The following is a 22,099-nucleotide window of genomic DNA, read 5'->3' as shown; positions in this document are numbered from 1 at the left end:
TAAAGCTAAACTTACGTAGGGTTATTCGTCTGTTAACTAGGTCGAATATTTGCAAATCAATTAATACTCAGATTAACCCTTCACTGCCTATTTTATTACATGGGAGTTTGCTTAAAAAAATTGGCTATTAAGAGATTGGAGGTAAACAAGTGGATAAGGTGCCTAATACAAGCCACCCTAAAAAAGTCACGCTAAAAATATAGTTAAGGAACAAATAATAAAGGAGATAGCGAATCGGCATATCTCCTTTAATAGTCGCGACTAGAAAGATACTATTTTTGTAGTTTTTCTATGCCCGTTAAAATCTGATACCCCACTGTCACCCGTGGCGGAACGGGATAGTTTTTATTGCTTAACAATACTATGCCAAGCTTTTGCGCGGGAATAAATGCTGCATAAGCGGCAAAACCGCCGGTTGAGCCGGTTTTATTAATCCACACATTTTGCTGCGGCGCGAGGGGCGGCACTATGGGTTTTACTGGCGTACTGCCAAACACCACTTCCTGAGTGTGGCCCATAAGTATTTTATCAAGATCAATAGGATAGGAGTAATGCTCCCAAATCATATCCTGAGTCATCATGCCCACATCAAAGTATCCCGTGTGGGTCTCATCGAGTGCCGTTTGCAGTGGCTTAGCCAGCGTGTGCATTTGCATATTGGCCTCCACAAAATGCAGCAGATCCGTGGCTGTGGTTTTTACGCCATAGGCTTCATCTGCTAATACACCAGGATTGACCAGCACTGGCATGTCTTGCTTATTGTAGCCTTGGGCATAATCAGCCATTTTGCTGCTCGGAACCTGGATATAGCTGCTGGTCATACCTAATTGTGGAAATAGCGTTTGCTCAAGAGCTTGTTGAAACGTTTTATTTAAACTCTGTGCGGCAATCATGCCGAGCAGGCCAATGCTAGGATTGGCGTAATTCCTGTGAGTCCCTGGGGCAAATGACGGTTGCCAATGCTTAAGGTAATCCATTAACTCTGCGTTATTAGTGACCTTATCAGGAACTTGCATCGGCAAATCACCCGCTGTGTGGGTGGCTAAATTGATGAGATTAATCTTATCAAAATGGCTGCCTTTTAATGCTGGAACATAATCACTGGCCATATCCGTGAGTGTTAATTTACCTTCGCCCTGTGCGTAGTTAGCCAGTGTTGCGGTAAAGGTTTTACTGATAGAGCCAATCTCGAACAGGGTATCTTCAGTCACACTTTGCCCTGTGGTTTTAGAACTGACCCCATATTGGTAAAAATACTGTTTACCCTCAATGGTGATGCCAATCACCGCACCGGGAATGCCGTACTCGGCCATCAGAGGTTTGACGGCAGAATCAACAAGTGACTGGATGTCTTTGGAATTAAGCGTTTGGGCCGTAGTGACATTAGAAAAAAGCGTTGCAGTGAGCAGTACACCGCTTAATAACGGCATGGTAGCGAGCAGGGTATGTCGTTGCATAATTGACCTTTTATCGAAATTGCATTTATAGAGTAGAGATTGCACACGATATTACGGTAATTCCCCATTAAGTTAAGTCCTTACTGATATTTAGCGTCAATATCCCCTCTGTAAGTAATTGAAAGGTTAACCTCGCTAATCGAGTGTTAAATACTGCGTGATGGAATGGAGTTTTGCATTACAGCTGTTGCGGTATTCTAAGAGGTTTCCTTAATCATAATGCAAAGTTTAGTCAGCAGCTTATACCATCAAACACCGACACTAATGCCTTTTATCGCGATAATGTATTGCGCGGATTGCGCCATTTACGGCCAAGGGATAAACTGCGCCACCGCGAGAGGAAAGTGCTGAATAACTTAGCTGCAATCCCTAATAAGTTTGAAAGAGAATAGGTTTTATGGCTTTAGCCCCACATGCAGTGCACCATTTATATCAGTACCGTAAGTCTCTATCGACTAAGCCCTTTGGTGCCCGTGGTAAAAAACTGATCCGCTGTCCATTATGTCTTTTAGGTGAGCAGTTCTGTACCTGCGCGCTGCGCCGTCAGTTACAGACTCAAGCGAGTTTTCTGCTGATCATGTACAACGATGAAGTGCTAAAACCAACTAACAGTGGGCGCTTGATTGCGGATCTCATCCCAGATACACACGCCTATATTTGGTCGCGCACTGAACCTGAAGCGGCATTACTTACCTTACTCAATTCGCCGCAATATCAACCCTATTTAGTGTTTCCTGCCCAATATGCGGAGCAAGGACAAACGGTACTAAATCAGGTACCTATGTCGATGTTAGCCGAAGGCAAACGGCCGTTGTTAATCATGCTCGATGGCAGTTGGCGTGAAGCGATTAAAATGTTCCGTAAGAGTCCATACTTGCATTCTTTGCCACTGCTTTCCTTTGACCCAGATACGCTGGCAACCTATGCATTGCGTAAAGGCAGCCATGACTTTCAACTTGGCACCGCCGAGGTGGCATCATTAGCTTTAGGGGCGATTGGCGAAGCGGCTAATGGCAAAGCCTTAAGTACATGGTTTGATTTGTTTGTCGAATCATCATTACTGGGTCGTAATCGTCGTTGCCGCGAAGATCTTCTGCCAATCACAGATTTTACCGATGCCTTTGAACTAGCTTTTGAACAGGCCAATAACGGCAAGCGTTAATTCATCTTCTAAATGAATGTGTATTTAAAGCATTTAAGTCCGCTATTATCTTAAATAAAAAAACTCCCCTCAGGTAAGGGGAGTTTATATAAGCGTATATATTTTTTGGCAATAACGTTTTATTTACACTTCGACCAATGCCGATATATCCACAGATAACGACTTATACAGCGACTTCTTTACCATCTAATTTGCGAATAACCACAGTGGCGGCGCGAGGCCGTAATGTGATTCCGGCTGGTGTTTGTTCAGCGGCATTAGACGAATAAGGCCAGTTACCTGGGTGCTGAATGTTAGCAAATACCGAAGTGTAATCTGGGCTAATGGCAAAACCTGTCACTTCACAGTCGTTGGGGCCGACAAAGAAACGCTTTAATTCCATTTGATTATCGGCGGTTACGCCTACTTGTTTCTCTTGGCCATCTACAAGTGTTGAAGGCACTATTGCGAGCATTTGATCGTTAGTTTCTTCGGCAACTTCCTTGGCGCCGTTGTCGGTTTGAACCCACAAGATACCGCGTTTATCAAAGGCTAAACCATCTGGGCTGGCAAATTGATTGAGATCGGTTAAGCCTGACAAGTTGGTCTCAGAATTGCCATCGCTGGGAGAGCCAAAAACAAAAATATCCCATGTAAATTCAGTCGCTTTGTCGCCTTCATCCCAACGGATAATATGGCCGAAATAGTTTTTCAATCTTGGGTTGGCAGGATTCGCTTCGGTACGTTTCGAGTTGTTGGTCAGGGTCAAATAAGCTGAACCTGTGAATGGATCGACCGCGCACCATTCAGGTCGGTCCATAGGTGTCGCGCCGACTAGGTCCGCTGCGCCCGCTGTGTTTAAAATAATGTCGGCCAAAGTTGCGAAGCTATCGCTTAAGGTTTTGCCGTCTGTGGTTTGGCTATCTAACGTCAAAGGCAACCAAATACCGCCACCATTTTCATTGAATTTAGCCGCGTATAAAGTACCTTCATTCATGTACTTATCGCCAGTTTGAAGGCGGTTGCTGCTGTCAGCATCCTTTGCATCCCAGGCCGCATTTGAAACAAATTTATAGAGGTATTCGAATTGCGAATCGTGGCCAGAATAGAACACCACGGGCTTGCCTTCGGTTAATTTACCAAAGGTACAACCCTCATGGCGGAAACGACCAAGGGCGGTACGTTTTACCGCGCGAGATGTGGCATTGTACGGGTCAATTTCGACAATATAACCGTGGCCGTTTGCTTCATTACGGTAGTCATCCTGCGCACTTGCGCCCTTTGGCGTGACATCAAAACGGGCAAATTCATCGAGGCGTTCTTCATCATGACCCGCAAGATCGTCCCAGCCATAACGTGTACTGGTTTTACTGATCCCGATGCGACTCTGATCGGCGGTTAAGCTGCCACGATTGGCAAAATAGCCTGGCCAATTTTCTTCACAGGTCAGGTAAGTGCCCCAAGGCGTGTAGCCATTACCACAGTTATTTAAGGTGCCGCGTGCTTGGCTGCCGTCGGGAGAATAGCGGGTTTCGAGTAGCGAAGAGTAGGCCAGAGGACCGCTGATATCCATCACAGTCGCGCCAGTGAATCGACGGTTATGACCATCATTACTGACAACTTCCCATTGATTATTCATCAGTTTTATACGTACAACCGACACGCCATGGGCGTTAATTTCTTTGCGCACTTCATCGATAACAGTGCGAAGACCAGAAGTGGGGTCAAATGTCTGGCCCGTAGGATGCAAGGCATCTTCGTCAATGTATTCGTGGTTAATGCAGAGTAGACCGTCATCACCCGCATCATTTAATGGGAAGAAATGCATGCCATCGTGGTGCATGCCCACTGAGTTGGCTTGGTCATCGGCCGTGTTACTACCATCGTTTTTCCATGGCGCCGCTTTTGCGTTTAATGGCGTGCCCCAAGGTGCTAACACCTGCGCTGTGTAACCTTCTGGCACGACAACCGCATCTAAGCGAGAACCCGCAACCGATGTAAAGTTAAGCTTGGCACTGCTTTTAGTCGGTGGCACTGGTGTGACTGGATCGACAGGTTTAGGAACAGCTTCATTGTCTGAACCACAAGCGGTTAAGCCAACACTGGCAAAAGCAGTCATAGCGCTGAGGCCTAAGCCACTTTTTACGAAATTACGGCGAGATAAATGCTTATCCAACACTTGATTAAAGGATTCATTATTACTTTTATTATAAAGTGTAGGGTCAAAGGTGGCCTTACTCATATTTTACTCCGGCTAGTACGATGAATTAAATTTCGTGCCTAAGGCTAAAGTACCAATATGACAATAAAGCTGGTTTTATATTACAGGAATAATTTACATGCTAACCAAGCTTATATTTTTTAAGAATTTTAAATTGGATGTGATAAGTGTTTTAGGTTGGAAAGATATCAATCTTAAAATAAAATTAATTAGTTTTATTGCTCTAATTTGATGTTTTTAATATAACTTAAATTGTTAATTTATATAATTATCTAATGTGTTTCCATTAATACTTATTAGTTCTGTACATTAATGTCCTTTGAATGAAATCCTTTTCCTTCTTAGAAGAATCAAGTGAAGTCTATTTCTCAGTTTAAAATTCAGGCTAAAACGAGAAGTTAATGCTTGACCTGTGATCGTTAAGTTTCAGTCTTTTGGTTTTAAATAGTGACGAAGTGAGCGCGGATCGGTATGTCCGGTTCTGGCCATGATGTACAAGTGATCTTTATTATTTTCATGCAGTTGTGTTACGCAACCACTGCGCAAACTGTGAGCGCCATAAAATTTGGCGGGCAGTCCTGCTTTAGTACAATATTTTTTTATGATCCGATAAATATCATCGCCGGTAAGGAAACCACTATTTTTATTCAGTAATGAACTAGATCCGGAATGTCGGTCTTTTATTTGATACGGACGTAAATTTTTTCCATCACGGGAAAGCGATCTAAATAAATGTCCGTCTTCAATATTGGCTAACGATAACCAATTTTTCACGGCGTCGAGTGCTGCAAAGGGTTCATGGTCTGGCAGGTCTTTCCATTCCCGTTGGCCTTGCTGATTACTCTTCGAATAGGGCAGGCGTACTTTTAATTTGTTACGCAGAAAACTGACATACTGAACTTTTATATCTGCCAGTTCAGAACGACGAAAACCACCTTGTAATCCTAATTGAATAATCGCTTTGTCCCTCGCTCGGGTTAATGGCTGCACTTGTTCATCGATAGCCTGGATCAACATTTCCACTTCATCATACATAATGGGTTGCTGATCATAGTCACTCACATGGCGAGATTGATTTCTGCTCAAGCCACGCATCACTCTGATCACCAGAGGATGTTCGGTAGGCGAGTGGAATCCCGCTTGAATATGATGGTAGCGAATTGCTGCCAACCTTGTGGTTAATGTTTGCTTTGAAAGTTGAACGCCAGTGCTTTCTTGGATCAATTCTTTTTGATGACCAATAAATGAAATTACGCTTCGTGGATCTGCGGGCAGGGCCTGAAGTTGGTGCTCGGCACAATAACGGCTAAATACACTAAAGCTCGTATTATAAACACGGCGAGTGTTAACTGAAATTTCGTATTCAGTTTCTTCAGCGGCGCTTAAATAATCACTTCGAACAGATTGTGGTAGGAAAGACTCTTCAAAAAAACGTGGCTGTTCAGCACGGTTATTATGGTGATGATCTGAGCCAGTCGCTCTTTCATTCGATATATTGGCGTTATTTTGAGCATTACTATTTGTCCGGATCATTTTAGACATGCCGTTGAAGTCACCTGATATCGAATTAAGAAGGCGTAATTATACGCAAATTATAGCTATATCTACCAGTGATAATCGTCATTATCACTGGTAGAATGCTTATTTGTTTAAATAATCCTCTTTTATCAGAGGAGTGGGCATTAAATAACATTTAGCTGGATTATTTAGTTTAAAAAACAGCCAAGATAAACCTATTCTAACAATGGCGATTAATTAAGGGATATAAAAATAAAGGCAATGATAGTATGAAATTTGTACTTTCTCTATGCAGTGGTTTCGAACTTGGTTAGCCACAGACGCATAATTTTAAAGAATGGTTTAACCATTCTATTGGCCTGCATGAATGGCATGCAGCTCAACTAGGCTTGTGTGTCGGGGGAAATTTAAGCTAATAACGACAACCGTTTATCTGGTACTTGATGTGATATGCGTTCAGCTATTTCTGCCAAAGGCAAAAGAGAAGCGCAAGGGATCGATTCTCAGTCAATAAAATGGTTGAACCATATATTAATATTTATCGATTTGTACTAGCATGAGGTCCCATTTATTTCATCCGCATTAAACGCATGCTTAACTAAAGAAACGTATTTATGGAACCGCAAGCTTGGATATATCAACAAGACAAACCGACAGCAGGCAGAAAATTATTATTGCTTGAGGAAGCAGAATTAATTTTTGCCTTACCCTTAATTTATCGCCTTATCAATCCTGAAGCTGTGGCATCTAAACCAGATTGGTTTTGTGACGCTGAGTTACAAACGGTTTTCTATACAGAGTTGGTGACACAATTAAATGAATTGGTCCGATTACGTAAAAAGACACAGCGACTCGACAACGAGCTTAAGAATGTAAACAAAATGCTCAATCAGTATTTTACTGATTTGGGTTGGCGCATGGTTCGTAAAGAGCTATCTCAAATAAAAAAGCGTCAGAAAAAATCCCATATAGAGGTAAGTAGGGATATTATTCAGAGATTAAAGCGTTATATGGAGACACAAAAGTTAGACAGTTTTGATCAGGCAATAGATAACTTATTGTCGGAGCATGATGCTGATAACTCACAAAATCATTTACAGCACTCAGATGATATTGTTGACAATATTATTAGCGTCGAGATACGTGATCAATAATCGCTTAAATGAGCAAGTTAGCCGTGACTTATCTGTGCAGACACGTAAAATTGCTGTTAAGTTTAAAGGGATATTTTTAGTTTAGGATTAAGTAACATGGGGCATCAGAAATGAGTGTAAGCATTGAAAATGATAGGAAAATTGCTGTCCTGTGCCGAATTGAGCCAGGCTGTCTCGGACCAGATGGTGTGGATCATATTGAGGCTTTTTGTGCTTTGGCCCAGAAAGCGATGCAACATTTCGACGTCGATGTTGGCACTTGGTTGCTGATCCCAAGATACGATAAAACATTGGAAGAGATGCAATACAGTGTTGCCAATAAATTACTTTCCCGCGAACAAGCGACGAAATATCTTGTCTCTATCGGACGTGATATTGATAGTTTTGAAGAAAGATTTCAGGATAAACTCACCTCGCTGATTAATTTATACCTTGCGAGAAAACCTTAAACTGAAGACTGCATGTTGCCGAGATGAACCTAAGCTCTAGCCTCGGCGCTTACATTGTCCATCGCTCATTTTTAAAAGCCGTTTTTATTTTGGCATTTAATTTTTTATAAGAATAGCCAATTACTTCTTATAAAATCAATAGATTAACCGTCACACTTTATCTGCGGCATCATGGTTTTCAACCGATAAATTCAGCTCCAAAACTCAGTTGCCGGTAATTAACTCCGTAAAGTACCTCAAAATTTGCTAGACTAGTCGACTCACTTAATGCTGAATCTTTTTCTTGCGGTATACCCGAATTTTTTGGGTGGTAAGGATGAGTGTAAAGGACGGTTGATGTTCAATCCCATTCCAGAAACCAATCCATACATTAGTTTGTTGCAGCAGGATTTTGGTTTTTCTGAATTTCGCCCTGGCCAAGCGCAAACGATAACACAACTGTTGGCGGGGAAGTCGAGTTTAGCGATTTTTCCGACGGGTTCTGGTAAATCCCTTTGTTATCAATTTACAGCATTGCAGTTACCCCATTTGAGTTTAGTGATTTCGCCTTTACTCGCCTTGATGAAAGATCAGCTGGAATTTTTACAATCTAAGGGAATTCATGCGGCCAGCATAGATTCAACCTTAAGCGCCGAGCAGAGTCAGCAAGTGATGGCAGATGCGCGCTCTGGCAAGCTGAAAATCTTGATGGTGTCGGTGGAACGTTTCAAAAATGAACGTTTTCGGCAATTTATTCAATCGGTTCCGCTGTCCATGCTGGTCGTCGATGAGGCGCATTGTATTTCAGAGTGGGGCCATAATTTTCGGCCCGATTATCTTAAATTGCCCGACTATCGGCGTGAGCTTGAGATCCCATTGGTACTGTTATTGACGGCCACAGCAACACGTAAAGTGAAACTGGATATGGCCAAGCGCTTTGATATTGCGCCTGAACACATAGTGCAAACGGGATTTTATCGACCCAATTTAGATTTGACTGTTCTGCCTGTATCAACGCGAGAGAAGAATGCCTTACTGGTTAACCAGATTGCATCATTCTCAGGTGCCGGCATTGTGTATGTGACTTTGCAGCAAACCGCCGAAACGGTCGCACGACTCTTGAGCCAACAAGGTATAGTCGCCAGTGCCTATCATGCTGGATTTGAAGATGAAAAACGTCAACAAATTCAAAATGATTTTATGCAGGATAAGCTGCAAGTGGTGGTGGCAACCATCGCTTTTGGCATGGGAATCGATAAGAGCAATATTCGTTTTGTGATCCACTACGATTTGCCTAAATCTATTGAAAACTACAGCCAAGAAATCGGCAGAGCAGGGCGTGATGGTGCGTTATCCCATTGTGTCACCTTGGCCAATCTTGACGGGCTCAATACCGTTGAGAATTTTGTGTATGGCGATACGCCAGAGCGAGAAGGTATAGCACAAGTCATTGAGGCGATTCGACTTGAACAAGATTCCGGTCAGTGGGAATGTCAGCTCAATGGCGTGTCGACGGCGAGTAATATTCGCCAGTTACCGTTAAAAACGTTACTTGTGCAGCTAGAAATTTTAGGTGTGGTTAAGCCGTTATTCGCTTACTACGCTGACGTTAATTACAAGTTTTTGGTCGACAAACACGCCATTCTGAGCCGATTTAATTCCGAGCGGCAGGCTTTTTTGACGCAGATTTTTAATCATACGCAGATGAAGAAAATATGGGGTGCGTTAGATTTTGATGCCTTGTACAGTGCGACGGGTCATGAGCGCAGCCGCGTGTTAGCCGCGCTGGAATATTTAGCTGAACATCAGTTCATTGAATTAGAAACTAAACGAATTACTGATGTGTATCGGCTGGATGTTGCCGCATTAGCGCGTCCCGAACTCATCGATGAGCTGTACCATTATTTTATCGATAAAGAGCAGAAAGAAATTGCGCGAATCGCGCAGTTAGTCCGCTTTTTTGAACTTGAGACGTGCTTAAGCCACAATTTATCCCGTTATTTTGATGATAATGAGACGCCAGCGGTCTGCGGTCATTGCAGTGTTTGCCGCGGCAATATTGCTAAGTTGCGCTATTCGACGGAACCAACTTGGCCGACAGATCAGCAGATATTGGCTGATTTGCGTGAGTTGAAACATCATTTAACGGCTAAAGGCATTGATGCTTTGTCACTCGATACCTATTGTCGTTGCCTCGCAGGCATGTCGGTGCCTTTGGTGAGTCGTTTTCAAGTGCGTAAGTTAAGTGGCTTCGGCCGCTGTGAAAAATTGAGATATGCTGAAATTAAACAGAAAGTTGAGTCACTGTTGTCGCAACTAGATGATAAAAGAGTTGAACATGAATAAGGCCGTAAAAAAGATGTTAGCCACCCATGAACATTTAGTTCACTCTGAAGGTGTGACTGTGGTTTCCCATATGCAAAGGGAAAAGGCAGAGTGGGTACAACATACTGTTATGATTGAAGATTGTGATGTGCCGTTTAAATTTAGACGGGTGAAAAAATATCGTAATCTGCAAGGGCAAAAGATCAATGTCATCTATTACCCAGAGACAGAAACTGTGGCGGGTTTTGAGATAGAAATCATGCAAGTCGTTAGAATTAAACGATTCTAGTTAATGTTCTTCGAGTCTTTGCTTTTATCAATCAGCAAAGACTCGAAGCGCATTCGATTGATGACTCGAGCGTTAAAATCGTGCTACCTACTTGGAATATTGATAGGTTGAATCCACTTTCCACGTTCTGAAACGCAGTTCCGCGCCTTCTGGTAGATAAAATACCTTAGGTAAACGACTGTCGTAGCGCATTTTTAGTTCACCCGGAATACGTACAAAAGCCTCTTTCTTCGCCAGTTCGAAACAGGCCATCATAGTGCTCGGCCCTTCAGCGATTTTATCCACTTGATAGTAGTTATAACCCCAACCTTGTACTGTCAGTTCCTTCAATTCCCCGTTTAATCCATGCTTATTGCAATCGACCATTTGAGTCTGGCCAATTTGGATTTCGATCATGTAGTCATCTTCGTTTTCTAACTTAGGTAAACTCAGGATGTGCTGCACCATACCGGCCGCCGGAGCAGGGAACATCTTAGTCGCTTCCTGTGCGCTGTAATTTTTTGGGTCAAAACGTTGAATGCTGATCATAGGCGCATCTAATCCTGTTGGGTGTGGCGGGCTAACTGCCGCAGCATTGAATGACAATAATGCAAATGCAAGGGGAACAGTGCTAACGCTAAATAAGGTCTTCAATTTCATCTTGTTTCTCCTAATCGAACTGAATGGATGTCGACAAGTTTGTCGTTGTTCTGTCCCTATAAACGCGGCAGAGATAAAAAAGGGTTAAATTATTCAATAAAAATCGATGTTTACTCAAATGATTTTTATCCATCTGAATAATAAGGGTTATTTTTTATTTTAAATGACTTATTTTGTTAAATTCGGTGCTATTTCAATTCTTTGCTGTGGCGGTTTAATGACTCATATCATGCGAAAAATATACGAAACAGCCTAGATAACAACCTTAAAACTTGGATTTCAACTCGTTCTGAAAAGCCGCTTCTGAGTCTTTCTACAACTGCGTAAGGCTGCAATAAAGCCAATCTTACTCTGCTGACTCAGATGTTTTCACACATAAATTAAATGCTAATCCATTAAACCTTGCCTGATATCCTTTGCCTAGTCTAGCTGCCTATCTTAATTCACATATCAGCGTCTCGACTCGTGACAGGAGTACAGGTGCATTATGGGGATCCACAGGCATGTTTAAAAGTTTGAAAACGGTATATCTTGATAAATAGTTAATTTGATCTTCATATATTTTGATTTTCAAACTATAATTCAGGCAACACGTTTTTTATCATTGATAGCGATGGACATGGAGTAGGAATTACACAATGAAATCAACTACAGCCGAGCAAGCGACAGGGCATCAAGCTTCTGCCCACCGCCAAGGGCACTCACTCACCCAATGGCAACACTCACATGAGTTTTCGAATCAGAACCGCGATGGCGAAAAAAACACACGCTATGTACTGTATTTAACTGTGATCACTATGGTGGCCGAAATTGCTGCCGGAACCATATACGGTTCTATGGCATTGCTCGCCGACGGTTGGCACATGGGCACCCATGCCGCGGCTTTTATGATCACCCTGTTTGCCTATTCCTATGCCCGTAAACACGCTAACGATCCTGCCTTTGCCTTTGGCACAGGTAAGGTCAGTGTGCTTGGCGGTTACACCAGTGCAATAGCCTTAGGTTTAGTGGCATTGGTGATGTTGATTGAATCGGGAATGCGGCTGATTAGTCCTGAGCAAATTCATTTCAACGAAGCTATTTTTGTGGCCGTTATTGGTTTAAGCGTCAATATACTGAGTGTGTTTTTACTTAAAGATCATCATACCCACGATCACGGGCACGCTCATGGTCATGGTCATGGACATGATCATAGTCACGACCATGAACATGATCATAGTCACGACCATGAACATGATCATGAAGACGAACATGCTCACGCGCATCATAACAGCCAAGCACACACCCATGACGATCATGCCCATACAGCGCATTCACATGATGTGGATCCGCACCCGCACCATGACTCACATGCACACGATGAAAGTCATCATGATCACAGCCATTGCCAACATGAACAGGATCACCAACATGCTGCAGAGCATGAGCATGAGCATGAGCATGAGCATGAGCATGAGCATGAGCATGAGCATGAGCATGAGCACAAGAGCCAGAAGGCCCACGGTAGCCATGATCACAACCTACGCGCGGCCTATTTTCACGTACTAGCCGATGCGTTAACGTCAGTGCTGGCCATCGCTGCCTTGTTGTTTGGTAAATACATGGGACTAACTTGGCTCGACCCGATTATGGGGATTGTCGGCGCTGTGATTATCAGCCGTTGGTCTTGGGGACTCATTCAGCAAACCAGTCCTATTTTACTGGACGGTGGCGTTAAAGCGTCATTGCAACGTAAAGTCACACAAACCATTGAAGCTGTAACGGATCATCAAGTGGCCGATTTACATCTTTGGCGAGTGAGCGCCGATCACCATGCTATTATGGTGTCCATCGTGTCCCATTCACCAAAAGATGTCAGTTATTTTAGTCAGTTACTGTCACAATTTCCTGAGTTGGCCCATATCACCATCGAACTCCATACTTGCCGTCAGCGCGAGTGTATGGCTAAGGAAGCCTAATGACTGTTGAACATCATCATTCATCAAACCTGCATTCAAGTGAGCCACATTCGACTGCCCACTCAACAGCTGGACATTCAACTGATCATGCATTAAATCATGTGATTATTGAATTTTACGAAAAGCTGTCGTCTTGGGAGCACGCCATTGTACGTGACAAAGGTTTTAGTCTGTCGCAGGTGCACACGATTGAGTTACTTGGCGTGCATGGCGCCATGCGGATGAAGGAATTGGCGGACAAGATTGGTGTCACAACTGGCACATTAACGGTTCAAATCGATAAAATGGTGGAGGCACAGTGGGTCGTGCGACGCCCCCATGAAACCGATCGCCGTTCGATTCTGGTGGAGTTAACCGATAAGGGGCAAGCCTTGTTCCTTGAACATGATGCTCTGCATCTACAACTCACCACAGATCTCACCGCAAAAATGAGCAGTGAGGAACGAATCGTGCTGCTTAATTTGCTGTCACGCATGAATAACGAGTTTTAATTTACCCTAGGTCATCGACTAAAAAGCGTCCCTCGTGGACGCTTTTTTATAGCACGACATCTTTAAAAACGCGATTCATTCTAGATTATTCATCAGCCATTACAATATCTTACCTTTTGTTGCATTCTTGTTGGATTAATAGTTGAACTGGATATTAATTAAGGTAATGTAAGGGCAGATCTCAAGATGGACTTTGTATAAAAGGAATAGAATGAATAATAAATTACTGCCTTGGTGCATTGCAGGAGTGCTCGGAATGAGCGGTCAACTTCACGCAGAAGAAGATAAATATATTTGGTTGGAAGATGTTGAAGGCGCTAAGCCTATGGAATGGGTAAAAACCCAAAATGCCGCATCGGCCGCCGAAATTAAAACCTTCAAAGGTTTTGATACCTTAGTGGCGAATAGCCTCGCCATCCTGAACGATAAAGAACGCATTCCCTACGCCACCCATATTGGCGACAAGTTATATAACTTTTGGAAGGATGACACCCATGTGCGCGGCATTTACCGTCGCACCACAATGGAAGAATATGCCAAGGCCGATCCTAAATGGGAAACCGTGCTCGATATCGATGCCTTAGGTAAAGCCGAAGCCGTCAATTGGGTATTTAAGGATATTAGCTGTCAATATCCCGAAAATGAGCGCTGTTTTGTCTCATTGTCTCGCGGCGGTGCCGATGCGGTGGAAGTGCGTGAATTTAATCTCAACACAAAATCCTTTGTTGCTGCCAAAGATAAGCCATTCTTTTTAAAAGAAGCCAAATCGAGCCTGAGCTGGATAGATAAAGATCATGCCTTTGTCGGTACAGATTTTGGTGATGGTCAAAGCATGACGGATTCGGGTTATCCAAGGGGTGTTAAACTGTGGCAACGCGGCACGCCACTCGACCAAGCTAAGCCTGTTTTCACCGGCGACAAGGCTTCAGTTGCAGTCTCAGGCTGGGTGTTATTCGATGATAAAACGCCGCTGAGTTTAGTGACCGAGGCGCATACCTTTTATACCGCCAGCCAATATGTGTACCAAGACGGTAAACTCATTGGATTGCCTTTACCGCAAGATGCAGAGATTAAAGGTTATTTTAAAGGTAAGTTATTCATTGAGTTAAAGAGTGATTTAACCAATCAAGACGGTAACTTTAAGCAAGGCGCGGTCGTGTATGCCGATGTGGCGGATCTCATCGCCCAAAAAGCCAAGTTCAGTTTATTTGTGAGCCCGACTCAAACCGCATCGATTGCACAGCTCAGTTTTAGCAAGAGTGCAATTTTCGTTAATTGGCTCGATAACGTGAAAAGCAAATTAGTGCGTTATGAGCAAGACGAAAAGGGCGCTTGGCAGAGTACTCACGTACCGTTTGAAGCGAATGGTGCCTTGACTGTGATGGACGTTGAGCAAGACAGTGATGATTTCTTCGTGAATTACACTAGCTTTCTTGAGCCTTCAAGTCTCTACACTGTGAATGCCAAAACCTTAAATCCAAAGAAAATTAAAGGTATGCCGCAACAGTTTGCTGCGGACAAGTTTAAAACTGAGCAATATTTTGCGACGTCTAAAGATGGCACTAAAGTGCCGTACTTTGTGGTGATGGCGAAGGATCTTAAGTTAGATGGCACTAATCCCACGCTACTTTACGGTTACGGCGGGTTTGAAGTGTCGCTGCGTCCATCTTATTCGGCCACCATTGGTAAGAATTGGTTGGAGCAGGGCGGCGTCTATGTGTTATCCAACATTCGTGGCGGTGGCGAATACGGCCCTGCTTGGCATCAAGCGGCGTTAAAGCAAAATCGACATAAAGCCTATGAGGATTTTGAGGCAATCGCTGAAGATTTGATTGCCCGTAAAATCACCTCAAGCAAACATTTAGGCATCCAAGGTGGCAGCAACGGCGGCTTGTTAATGGGCGCGGCATTTACCCGCAGACCAGATCTTTATAATGCAGTCGTGTGCCAAGTACCTTTACTTGATATGTTTAGATTCAATAAGTTGCTAGCGGGTGCCAGCTGGATGGGTGAATACGGTAACCCTGATATTCCAGAAGAATGGGCGTACATTAAAACCTACTCGCCTTATCATAACCTGCATAAAGACGTGCATTATCCAAAGGTCTTTTTCACCACTTCTACCCGTGACGACAGGGTTCACCCAGGTCACGCCCGTAAGATGGTCGCTAAGATGAAAGACATGGGGATTGATGTGTTGTACTACGAAAATATCGAAGGTGGCCACGCCGGCGCTGCAGATAATAATCAAGCTGCGGAACTTAATTCAATGGCGTTTGCCTACTTATTACAGCAGTTACGATAATCACCGCAGGGTTAACATGAATTGTTAACTCGTTGGTGATAAAAACCGAGCAAGGCCCTAATAGGTTGGGGAGCAAAAAACGGTCGAACTCATTGAGGTTCGGCCGTTTTTTTAAGTTTGTTTTTAAAATGTGAGCATTAACCACAGATAATTTGAGCCATTACCAAGAGCTTGCTACTATGGCAAAAAATTTGACTGTTACAGCCTAAGATTACCTTAAGAAAATTAAGTTAGTCTCGACAAACAACTAATTTGAGTGAGAGCTATCAGTGCTAGCAAGATTTAAGACTCTATCGGTGAATCGATTCACTTTTATCACAGCGTTATTTTACGTTTGTATCTTCAATATCCCACTATTCGGCATCATTAAAAAAGGCATCGAAAAACAACCGGATGTCGATCCTATCTTCATCGCCACTATGCCGTTGTTTTTAGCTTTTGCCCTCAGCTTTGTGTTTTCCTTATTTACGGTGAAGTACCTCGTTAAGCCGTTTTTCATCATACTCACTTTGTTGTCATCGAGTGTGTTCTTCGCCGCCTATCAATACAATGTCGTGTTTGATTACGGCATGATTGAAAACACTTTTCAAACCAATCATGCCGAAGCGCTGATGTATGTGAATTTTGCTTCGATAATGAATATGTTACTGACAGGGATTTTACCTGCGTACCTTATCTATAAGGCAGATATTCAGTACCAGCCTTTCTTCAAAGAGTTACTACATAAAGTGCTGTTTATGCTGGCGATGTTGGCGGGACTCGGCATTATTGCTTTCTTTTATTTTCAAGATTATGCCGCCTTTGGCCGCAACAACGACGAGCTAAAACGTTATATCGTGCCGACGTATTTTATTGGCGCTGCGTCTAAGTACATTAATGTGCACTACTTACAAACGCCGATTGAATATCAGCCACTGGGTCTTGATGCCAAAAATGTCAGTGCCAACCCTAATGGTAAACCTAACTTATTAGTGCTTGTGGTCGGTGAAACCGCGCGTTCGATGAGTTATCAGTATTATGGTTACGACAAGCCAACCAACGCCCATACCCAAGATCAAGGCTTAATTGTCTTTAAAGATACCAGTTCATGTGGCACGGCAACGGCTGTTTCTCTTCCTTGCATGTTCTCGCGCATGGGACGGGAAGATTACGATTCTCGCCGCGCCTATGCTCAAGATACTGCGGTAGATGTGTTGAACCATGGCGGGATTAAAGTGCAATGGTTTGATAACGACTCTGGCTGTAAAGGCGTGTGCGATCAAGTTGAAAATATTTCGATTGATTTGAACAGCGACCCTGAGTTGTGTACTGGCCAATATTGTTTCGACCAAGTGTTACTCAACAAATTAGATGAAACCTTGGCCACTGCAGAACGCAAAGATACTGTGATTGTCCTGCATGTGATTGGTAGCCATGGACCGACGTATTTCTTACGTTATCCACCGGAGCACCGTAAGTTCACACCGGATTGTCAGCGCAGCGATATCCAAAACTGTAGCCCAGATGAGCTGATGAACACCTACGACAACACCATTTTATATACTGACTACATCATCAGCGAAGTAGTGAAAAAGTTACAAAATCAGCAAGATAAATTTGATCCAGCCATGTTGTATTTGAGCGACCACGGCGAATCTTTAGGCGAGAAGGGCATGTATTTACATGGCGCTCCTTATAGCATTGCGCCAATCGAACAGACGAGTATTCCTATGCTTGCTTGGGTATCTGAAGATTTCAGTAAAGATAACCACTTAGACATGGCCTGTTTAGCTGAGCACGCGGCGAAGGGCGGTTTCTCCCATGACAATTTATTCGATAGTCTTTTAGGCCTAATGAATGTCAAGACCGAGGTATATCAGCCTAAGTTAGATATCTTTGCCAGTTGCCGAGGTTAATCAACCCATTAACTCATCAATATTGAGTCGCTAACATTATCGTGCGACTCAATGTTATCTTGTGACTCAGTATGATCTACTGACCACAAGTTATTGAGTGATACCTCGTTAGTTTGTCTTAGTCGATCCAAGTATGAACTTCAAAGAGGATGGCAACATCCTCTTTTCTTTTGCTCCCTATCATAATAATTGATTTCTCCCATATCCAAATCGAAGCACTTGAGTTAACTTAATGCATACAAAAACATAACAAGTCTATGGTTCGCGATTTATGCCTTCTACTGCAGAAAATAAAGAGCTTGATTCTGCCGCGCAAATTTTGCGTTTGGCCGTACCGCAAATGTCTGCCCTCGATATCCCCGTTACACCTGAAAACTACACTGTTTGGTATGAATATTTTGCAGGGACAAATCTCGATTTAAATCGTGCGATTGATGGCTTTCTGGCTAATTCGGTCTCTTTTACTAAGGAGGTCAATACCAGCCTGTATAAGAACTTCATTCAAGAACAGTCACCCGAAGTAATTGAAAATGTGCAGATTGAGACACAAATTCTGATCAATAGTTTGTTAAGTAAAATTAGCCAACTGAGTCAAGGTACCGCAGCGTTTTCAGGTTCATTAGCTGAGTTTGGTTTGCGCCTACAGACAAATCCCGACATTAATACTTTAAATGAGCTGGTTGATGGTGTGGTCGATGAAATGCAGATGCTGCTCATCAACAACCGTGAGATGGAGCAAAGCCTGTGCACCATGGGCCAAGAAGTGCAAAATCTTAAATCTGAAATGGAAAACCTGAGTCTGGCAGCGATGACGGACCAATTAACCTCGCTGCATAATCGCCGTGCCTATGAACTGAGTATTCAAGATCAAATCTACCTCTCCCAAGATCATCAAACCCGTTGCAGCCTTTTACTGATCGATATCGATAACTTTAAAGCCTTTAACGACACTTATGGCCATTTAACCGGCGATAAAGTGTTAGCCTATGTCGCATTAGCCTTAAAACAATGTGTGCGAGGGGATGACTTTGTGGCGCGCTATGGCGGCGAAGAATTTGTGGTGGTGTTGCCTAACACTCATTTTCACGATGCATTACAAGTGGCTGAAAATCTTCGGGAACGTATCTCTGAGCGCCGCTTAACCATAGGAAAAGACAAAAAACTTTCCCTTGGCGCCATTACTGTTTCGATTGGTCTGGCTTCATTGCAGCAAGGCGACGATGCCGAAACTCTATTTAGTCGCGCCGATAAGGCCCTGTATCAAGCCAAGTCCGAAGGCCGTAACTGCGTCAGGGGATAAAATAGATAGGGTATAAATAGAGAGGTGATTTTCGGCTGAGTTTTGCTGGTTCAGTTACCATAAACAGCTTTATTTTGCTGCGTTTATTCAGCCAACGGTGCCAGCCTTGGCTCATTACCAATACACTTCTCAAGCATCTGACATTTTAAGTGATTAATCGATAAGAGTCAGTTGCATAAAAATTGAACTTTGTGGTTGTACTATGGATTTCAGCAGATGTGATAACAAAACGCCGCAAATCATTGCGGCGTTTTTGTTAGTCAGGATAAGGCTATTTATCAGTGGGCGGCTTTAAATCCATATGCATTTTGATCAAATGCTCCTCCATATCGAAGGTCACCTTAAAACCAAGACTCTTGGCCAGGCTAGCCATATTGCGATTCTCGAACATGGTAAAGCCGGTGAGCACGGGCGTATCATTGGCTTGATAATACTTAATCAGTTTTTCGAGCAACAATTTACCTAAACCTATACCTTGATGATCGCCGCGCACAGCCATGGCAAATTCGGCCTCAGTATTGTCGGGGTCGATAGACGCACGCACGGCACCTAAGGTGATGTCATCGCCATCTGGGCCTTTGGCGGTGGCGATAAAAGCCATCTCACGGGCGTAATCGATTTGGGTTAATACCGCCATTTCTTCATGGGTCATTTTAGATCGCACCCCGAAATAGCGTTTGTATCTGTCTTCATCGGAGAGCGAATTATCAAAAGCCAAATGTTTAGGCTCATCTTCGGGCAGAATGGGTCTTAGCATCACCTTTAGGCCGTTTTTAAGCTCGGCAACTTCTTCTAATTCCTTCGGATACGGCATGATGGCCATCCGTGATGAACTGTCGGCATTGGCGTCGTGCAAACGGATATTCACATCGAGCAGCGTAATGTTTTCACCCGCGGCTAATACTGGGTTTAAATCCAAAGAGGCGATTTCAGGGCAATCGATAATGATGTGGGATATTTGCGTTAGCATCACGCACAGGGCATTCATGTCTAAACCGAGCGGTAAATGCCTGTCCTTCAACTTATGCGTCTTTAACGCTTGGATCACCATATACCGCGCCAGTGCCATATTCAGTGGTGGCAGGGCAACGGCGGCGTCATTAGTTGGATCCCATTCTGAGCCACCTTCACCCAAACAAATCGCTGGACCAAAGACGGGATCGCTTATCACGGCCACGCGGATTTCCTGAGCGCCAGCGGTCAATGCCATTTTTTGCACTATCATGCCTTCGATAATGGCTTCAGGATTGGCCTGATGCACCCTTTGGGTAATGGCACTCGCGGCGTGGCGGATATCTTCGGCTGAAGTTAAATTGAGCATCACCCCGTGCACATCGGACTTATGCAAGATGTTCGGGGATTGCACTTTTAACGCTAAGGGATAGCCCGCTTCATTCGCAATGGCCACCGCTTCATCGGCATCTTTCACAAACCAAGTGTCTATAGTGTTCAGCCCATAGGCGCGCAAAATAGGACTCGCCTCATGGGTTTCGAGTACTGATTTTCCTTTGGCTTGAGCCGCTTGCAATAATTTACGCGCCGTGTGGCTATCTGTCGGAATATTGTCGGGGATCGATTGCGGTACTTCTTGCAGCAGTTTTTGGTTACGGCGGTATTCAACCATATGCATAAAGGCACCCACGGCGCCTTCGGGCGTACGATAGGTGGATATGCCGCCCTTAGTGAAGCGTTTTCGTGCCTGATAGGCAGAGTCTTCGCCGCTCCAGTTGGTCAAAATATTAAGGCGATTCTTTTTCGGATGCGCATGGATCACGCTAATCAAGGCATCGGCGATTTCAACGCTTTCACCGAGCGCCGAAGGGGAGTGCAATACCAAAATGGCATCCAGCTCATTGGAATCCATCAAGATAGTCAAGGCTTTAGCATATCGCGACGCGTTTGCATCACCAATGATATCGATAGGGTTTTGCCTTGACCAAGTATTAGGTAACACGGCTTCTAATTTGGCTATGGTGTCATCTGATAACTCAGCCAATTTACCGCCGCGCATAATGAGTTCATCCACCGCTAGTACCGCGGGGCCGCCACCATTACTGATAATGCCTAAGCGTTCACCTTGCAGGGGATTGGAATGCGCAAGGCTTTCAACCGCGGCAAACAGTTCAATTAAGTCGTTAACCCGCAGCATACCGGCGCGGCGAAATGCGGCTTCATATACAGCATCATTACCGCCAACACCGCCCGTATGTAATTTTGCGGCGCGGGCCCCTTCGGCGCTGCGGCCAGATTTAATCACCAAAATCGGTTTATTGCGTGAGGCGGCTCGGGCAGCGGAGAGAAAATGGCGTTTCTCATTCACAGAATCGATATAAAGCATGATGGCACTGGTGCGACTGTCGCGGCCAAGGTAATCGAGCAGTTCGTCAAAGTTAATGTCGGTGGCATCACCTAGCGAGATAAAGGATGAAAAACCAATGCCTTTGTTATTGGCCCAATCGAGTACCGTAGTACAAATGGCAGCCGATTGAGACACAAAGGCAATTTTACCGGGTAGGGCGCTGGCGTGGGCTAAACTGGCGTTTAATCCTAATGGCGGCAGCAACATCCCTAAGCTGTTTGGCCCCAGAATGCGCATCCCATAACGTTTGGCATTTTGCATGGTCAGGTCGAGCAGACTCACGCCGTCTTCGTTAACTTCCTGCGCCATACCTGACGCCATAATAATCGCCACTTTACAGCCAAATTGCGCCAGAGTTTCAACAATCGCGGGTACACGGCAAGCGCGGGTACAAATAACCGCTAAATCGGGTTTGATGGGCAGAGCTTCGATATTGGGATAGGCAAGCACGCCCATTACTGCCCGATATTTTGGGGTGACTGGCATGATAGGACCCGAAAAACCACTGGAGAGCAGGTTTTTCATCAGCACATTACCCGCACGCTTTTCGGTATTCGAAGCGCCGATAATGGCAACGGAAGTCGGTTTAAATAAGGAGTGTAATGTACGTTGACTCATA

Annotated in this window: 15 protein-coding genes; 10 read left to right on the top strand and 5 right to left on the bottom strand. The window is 44.0% G+C overall.

Annotated elements, in window-relative coordinates; translation table 11 throughout:
- Nucleotides 1-272: 272 nt before the first annotated feature.
- Nucleotides 273-1,457: a class C beta-lactamase gene (gene ampC / locus Q4Q49_RS00975; RefSeq protein ID WP_311998397.1), complete on the bottom strand. Its 1,185-nt coding sequence runs from the start codon at nucleotides 1,455-1,457 to the stop codon at nucleotides 273-275.
- 397 nt (nucleotides 1,458-1,854) lie between these two features.
- Here ampC and Q4Q49_RS00970 point away from each other — a divergent pair, with 397 nt between their 5' ends.
- Complete coding sequence (locus Q4Q49_RS00970) at nucleotides 1,855-2,619, top strand: tRNA-uridine aminocarboxypropyltransferase (RefSeq protein WP_106650563.1); 765 nt, start codon at nucleotides 1,855-1,857, stop codon at nucleotides 2,617-2,619.
- Nucleotides 2,620-2,782: 163 nt separating this feature from the next.
- Here the strand turns inward: Q4Q49_RS00970 and Q4Q49_RS00965 are convergent, their stop codons facing one another.
- Both Q4Q49_RS00965 and Q4Q49_RS00960 read right to left on the bottom strand, forming a co-directional pair.
- Complete coding sequence (locus Q4Q49_RS00965) at nucleotides 2,783-4,840, bottom strand: PhoX family phosphatase (protein ID WP_311998396.1); 2,058 nt, start codon at nucleotides 4,838-4,840, stop codon at nucleotides 2,783-2,785.
- A 405-nt stretch (nucleotides 4,841-5,245) separates the two neighbouring features.
- Complete coding sequence (locus Q4Q49_RS00960; protein ID WP_311998395.1) at nucleotides 5,246-6,361, bottom strand: tyrosine-type recombinase/integrase; 1,116 nt, start codon at nucleotides 6,359-6,361, stop codon at nucleotides 5,246-5,248.
- Nucleotides 6,362-6,951: 590 nt separating this feature from the next.
- On the opposite strand from Q4Q49_RS00960, the gene Q4Q49_RS00955 reads away from it, so the two are divergent.
- The 4 genes from Q4Q49_RS00955 (at nucleotide 6,952) to Q4Q49_RS00940 (ending at nucleotide 10,533) form a co-directional block, all read left to right on the top strand.
- Entirely contained in the window at nucleotides 6,952-7,491 is a 540-nt protein-coding gene (locus Q4Q49_RS00955; RefSeq protein ID WP_311998394.1) for a hypothetical protein, read from the top strand.
- A gap of 110 nt (nucleotides 7,492-7,601) precedes the next feature.
- Complete coding sequence (locus tag Q4Q49_RS00950) at nucleotides 7,602-7,940, top strand: hypothetical protein (RefSeq protein WP_006081701.1); 339 nt, start codon at nucleotides 7,602-7,604, stop codon at nucleotides 7,938-7,940.
- A gap of 336 nt (nucleotides 7,941-8,276) precedes the next feature.
- A complete protein-coding gene (locus Q4Q49_RS00945) occupies nucleotides 8,277-10,265 on the top strand; it encodes a RecQ family ATP-dependent DNA helicase (protein ID WP_311998393.1) in 1,989 nt (662 codons plus the stop codon).
- The gene (locus Q4Q49_RS00940) at nucleotides 10,258-10,533 is read left to right on the top strand and encodes a hypothetical protein (RefSeq protein WP_006081699.1); all 276 of its coding nucleotides are present in this window, start codon (nucleotides 10,258-10,260) and stop codon (nucleotides 10,531-10,533) included. The genes Q4Q49_RS00945 and Q4Q49_RS00940 overlap by 8 nt, the downstream gene beginning before the upstream one ends.
- Before the next feature lie 87 nt (nucleotides 10,534-10,620).
- Here the strand turns inward: Q4Q49_RS00940 and eco are convergent, their stop codons facing one another.
- Nucleotides 10,621-11,172 (bottom strand): serine protease inhibitor ecotin, encoded by a 552-nt coding sequence (gene eco / locus Q4Q49_RS00935; RefSeq protein ID WP_311998392.1) that lies wholly within the window; start codon nucleotides 11,170-11,172, stop codon nucleotides 10,621-10,623.
- Nucleotides 11,173-11,810: 638 nt separating this feature from the next.
- On the opposite strand from eco, the gene Q4Q49_RS00930 reads away from it, so the two are divergent.
- The 5 genes from Q4Q49_RS00930 (at nucleotide 11,811) to Q4Q49_RS00910 (ending at nucleotide 19,121) form a co-directional block, all read left to right on the top strand.
- Nucleotides 11,811-13,130, top strand: coding sequence for a cation diffusion facilitator family transporter (locus tag Q4Q49_RS00930; RefSeq protein ID WP_311998391.1), 1,320 nt, complete (start codon nucleotides 11,811-11,813; stop codon nucleotides 13,128-13,130).
- Nucleotides 13,130-13,621 carry a MarR family winged helix-turn-helix transcriptional regulator gene (locus Q4Q49_RS00925; protein WP_006081696.1) on the top strand — a complete coding sequence of 164 codons (492 nt, stop codon included), beginning with the start codon at nucleotides 13,130-13,132 and terminating at the stop codon, nucleotides 13,619-13,621. Before Q4Q49_RS00930 ends, Q4Q49_RS00925 begins: the two co-directional genes overlap by 1 nt.
- 211 nt (nucleotides 13,622-13,832) lie before the next feature.
- Nucleotides 13,833-15,926 carry a prolyl oligopeptidase family serine peptidase gene (locus Q4Q49_RS00920; RefSeq protein WP_311998390.1) on the top strand — a complete coding sequence of 698 codons (2,094 nt, stop codon included), beginning with the start codon at nucleotides 13,833-13,835 and terminating at the stop codon, nucleotides 15,924-15,926.
- Nucleotides 15,927-16,195: 269 nt separating this feature from the next.
- Nucleotides 16,196-17,821, top strand: a complete 1,626-nt coding sequence (locus Q4Q49_RS00915) for a phosphoethanolamine transferase (protein WP_012587610.1) — start codon at nucleotides 16,196-16,198, stop codon at nucleotides 17,819-17,821.
- Between the two features lie 271 nt (nucleotides 17,822-18,092).
- Nucleotides 18,093-19,121 (top strand): GGDEF domain-containing protein, encoded by a 1,029-nt coding sequence (locus Q4Q49_RS00910; protein WP_063882908.1) that lies wholly within the window; start codon nucleotides 18,093-18,095, stop codon nucleotides 19,119-19,121.
- Between the two features lie 271 nt (nucleotides 19,122-19,392).
- On the opposite strand, the gene Q4Q49_RS00905 is transcribed toward Q4Q49_RS00910, so the two are convergent.
- A complete protein-coding gene (locus tag Q4Q49_RS00905; RefSeq protein ID WP_311998389.1) occupies nucleotides 19,393-22,098 on the bottom strand; it encodes an acetate--CoA ligase family protein in 2,706 nt (901 codons plus the stop codon).
- Between the last annotated feature and the right edge of the window lies 1 nt (nucleotide 22,099).

Origin of the sequence: Shewanella sp. SP1S1-7, from assembly GCF_031932105.1 — a bacterium.
GTDB classification, from domain to species: domain Bacteria; phylum Pseudomonadota; class Gammaproteobacteria; order Enterobacterales; family Shewanellaceae; genus Shewanella; species Shewanella baltica.
This window is presented reverse-complemented; position numbering and strand designations above follow the sequence as displayed.

What these genes read in the sequence shown, in the direction of transcription:
- ampC (WP_311998397.1), bottom strand. Translation starts at nt 1,457, where the DNA reads ATGCAACGACATACCCTGCTCGCTACCATGCCGTTATTAAGCGGTGTA.
- Q4Q49_RS00970 (WP_106650563.1), top strand. Translation starts at nt 1,855, where the DNA reads ATGGCTTTAGCCCCACATGCAGTGCACCATTTATATCAGTACCGTAAG.
- Q4Q49_RS00965 (WP_311998396.1), bottom strand. Translation starts at nt 4,840, where the DNA reads ATGAGTAAGGCCACCTTTGACCCTACACTTTATAATAAAAGTAATAAT.
- Q4Q49_RS00960 (WP_311998395.1), bottom strand. Translation starts at nt 6,361, where the DNA reads ATGTCTAAAATGATCCGGACAAATAGTAATGCTCAAAATAACGCCAAT.
- Q4Q49_RS00955 (WP_311998394.1), top strand. Translation starts at nt 6,952, where the DNA reads ATGGAACCGCAAGCTTGGATATATCAACAAGACAAACCGACAGCAGGC.
- Q4Q49_RS00950 (WP_006081701.1), top strand. Translation starts at nt 7,602, where the DNA reads ATGAGTGTAAGCATTGAAAATGATAGGAAAATTGCTGTCCTGTGCCGA.
- Q4Q49_RS00945 (WP_311998393.1), top strand. Translation starts at nt 8,277, where the DNA reads ATGTTCAATCCCATTCCAGAAACCAATCCATACATTAGTTTGTTGCAG.
- Q4Q49_RS00940 (WP_006081699.1), top strand. Translation starts at nt 10,258, where the DNA reads ATGAATAAGGCCGTAAAAAAGATGTTAGCCACCCATGAACATTTAGTT.
- eco (WP_311998392.1), bottom strand. Translation starts at nt 11,172, where the DNA reads ATGAAATTGAAGACCTTATTTAGCGTTAGCACTGTTCCCCTTGCATTT.
- Q4Q49_RS00930 (WP_311998391.1), top strand. Translation starts at nt 11,811, where the DNA reads ATGAAATCAACTACAGCCGAGCAAGCGACAGGGCATCAAGCTTCTGCC.
- Q4Q49_RS00925 (WP_006081696.1), top strand. Translation starts at nt 13,130, where the DNA reads ATGACTGTTGAACATCATCATTCATCAAACCTGCATTCAAGTGAGCCA.
- Q4Q49_RS00920 (WP_311998390.1), top strand. Translation starts at nt 13,833, where the DNA reads ATGAATAATAAATTACTGCCTTGGTGCATTGCAGGAGTGCTCGGAATG.
- Q4Q49_RS00910 (WP_063882908.1), top strand. Translation starts at nt 18,093, where the DNA reads ATGCCTTCTACTGCAGAAAATAAAGAGCTTGATTCTGCCGCGCAAATT.
- Q4Q49_RS00905 (WP_311998389.1), bottom strand. Translation starts at nt 22,098, where the DNA reads ATGAGTCAACGTACATTACACTCCTTATTTAAACCGACTTCCGTTGCC.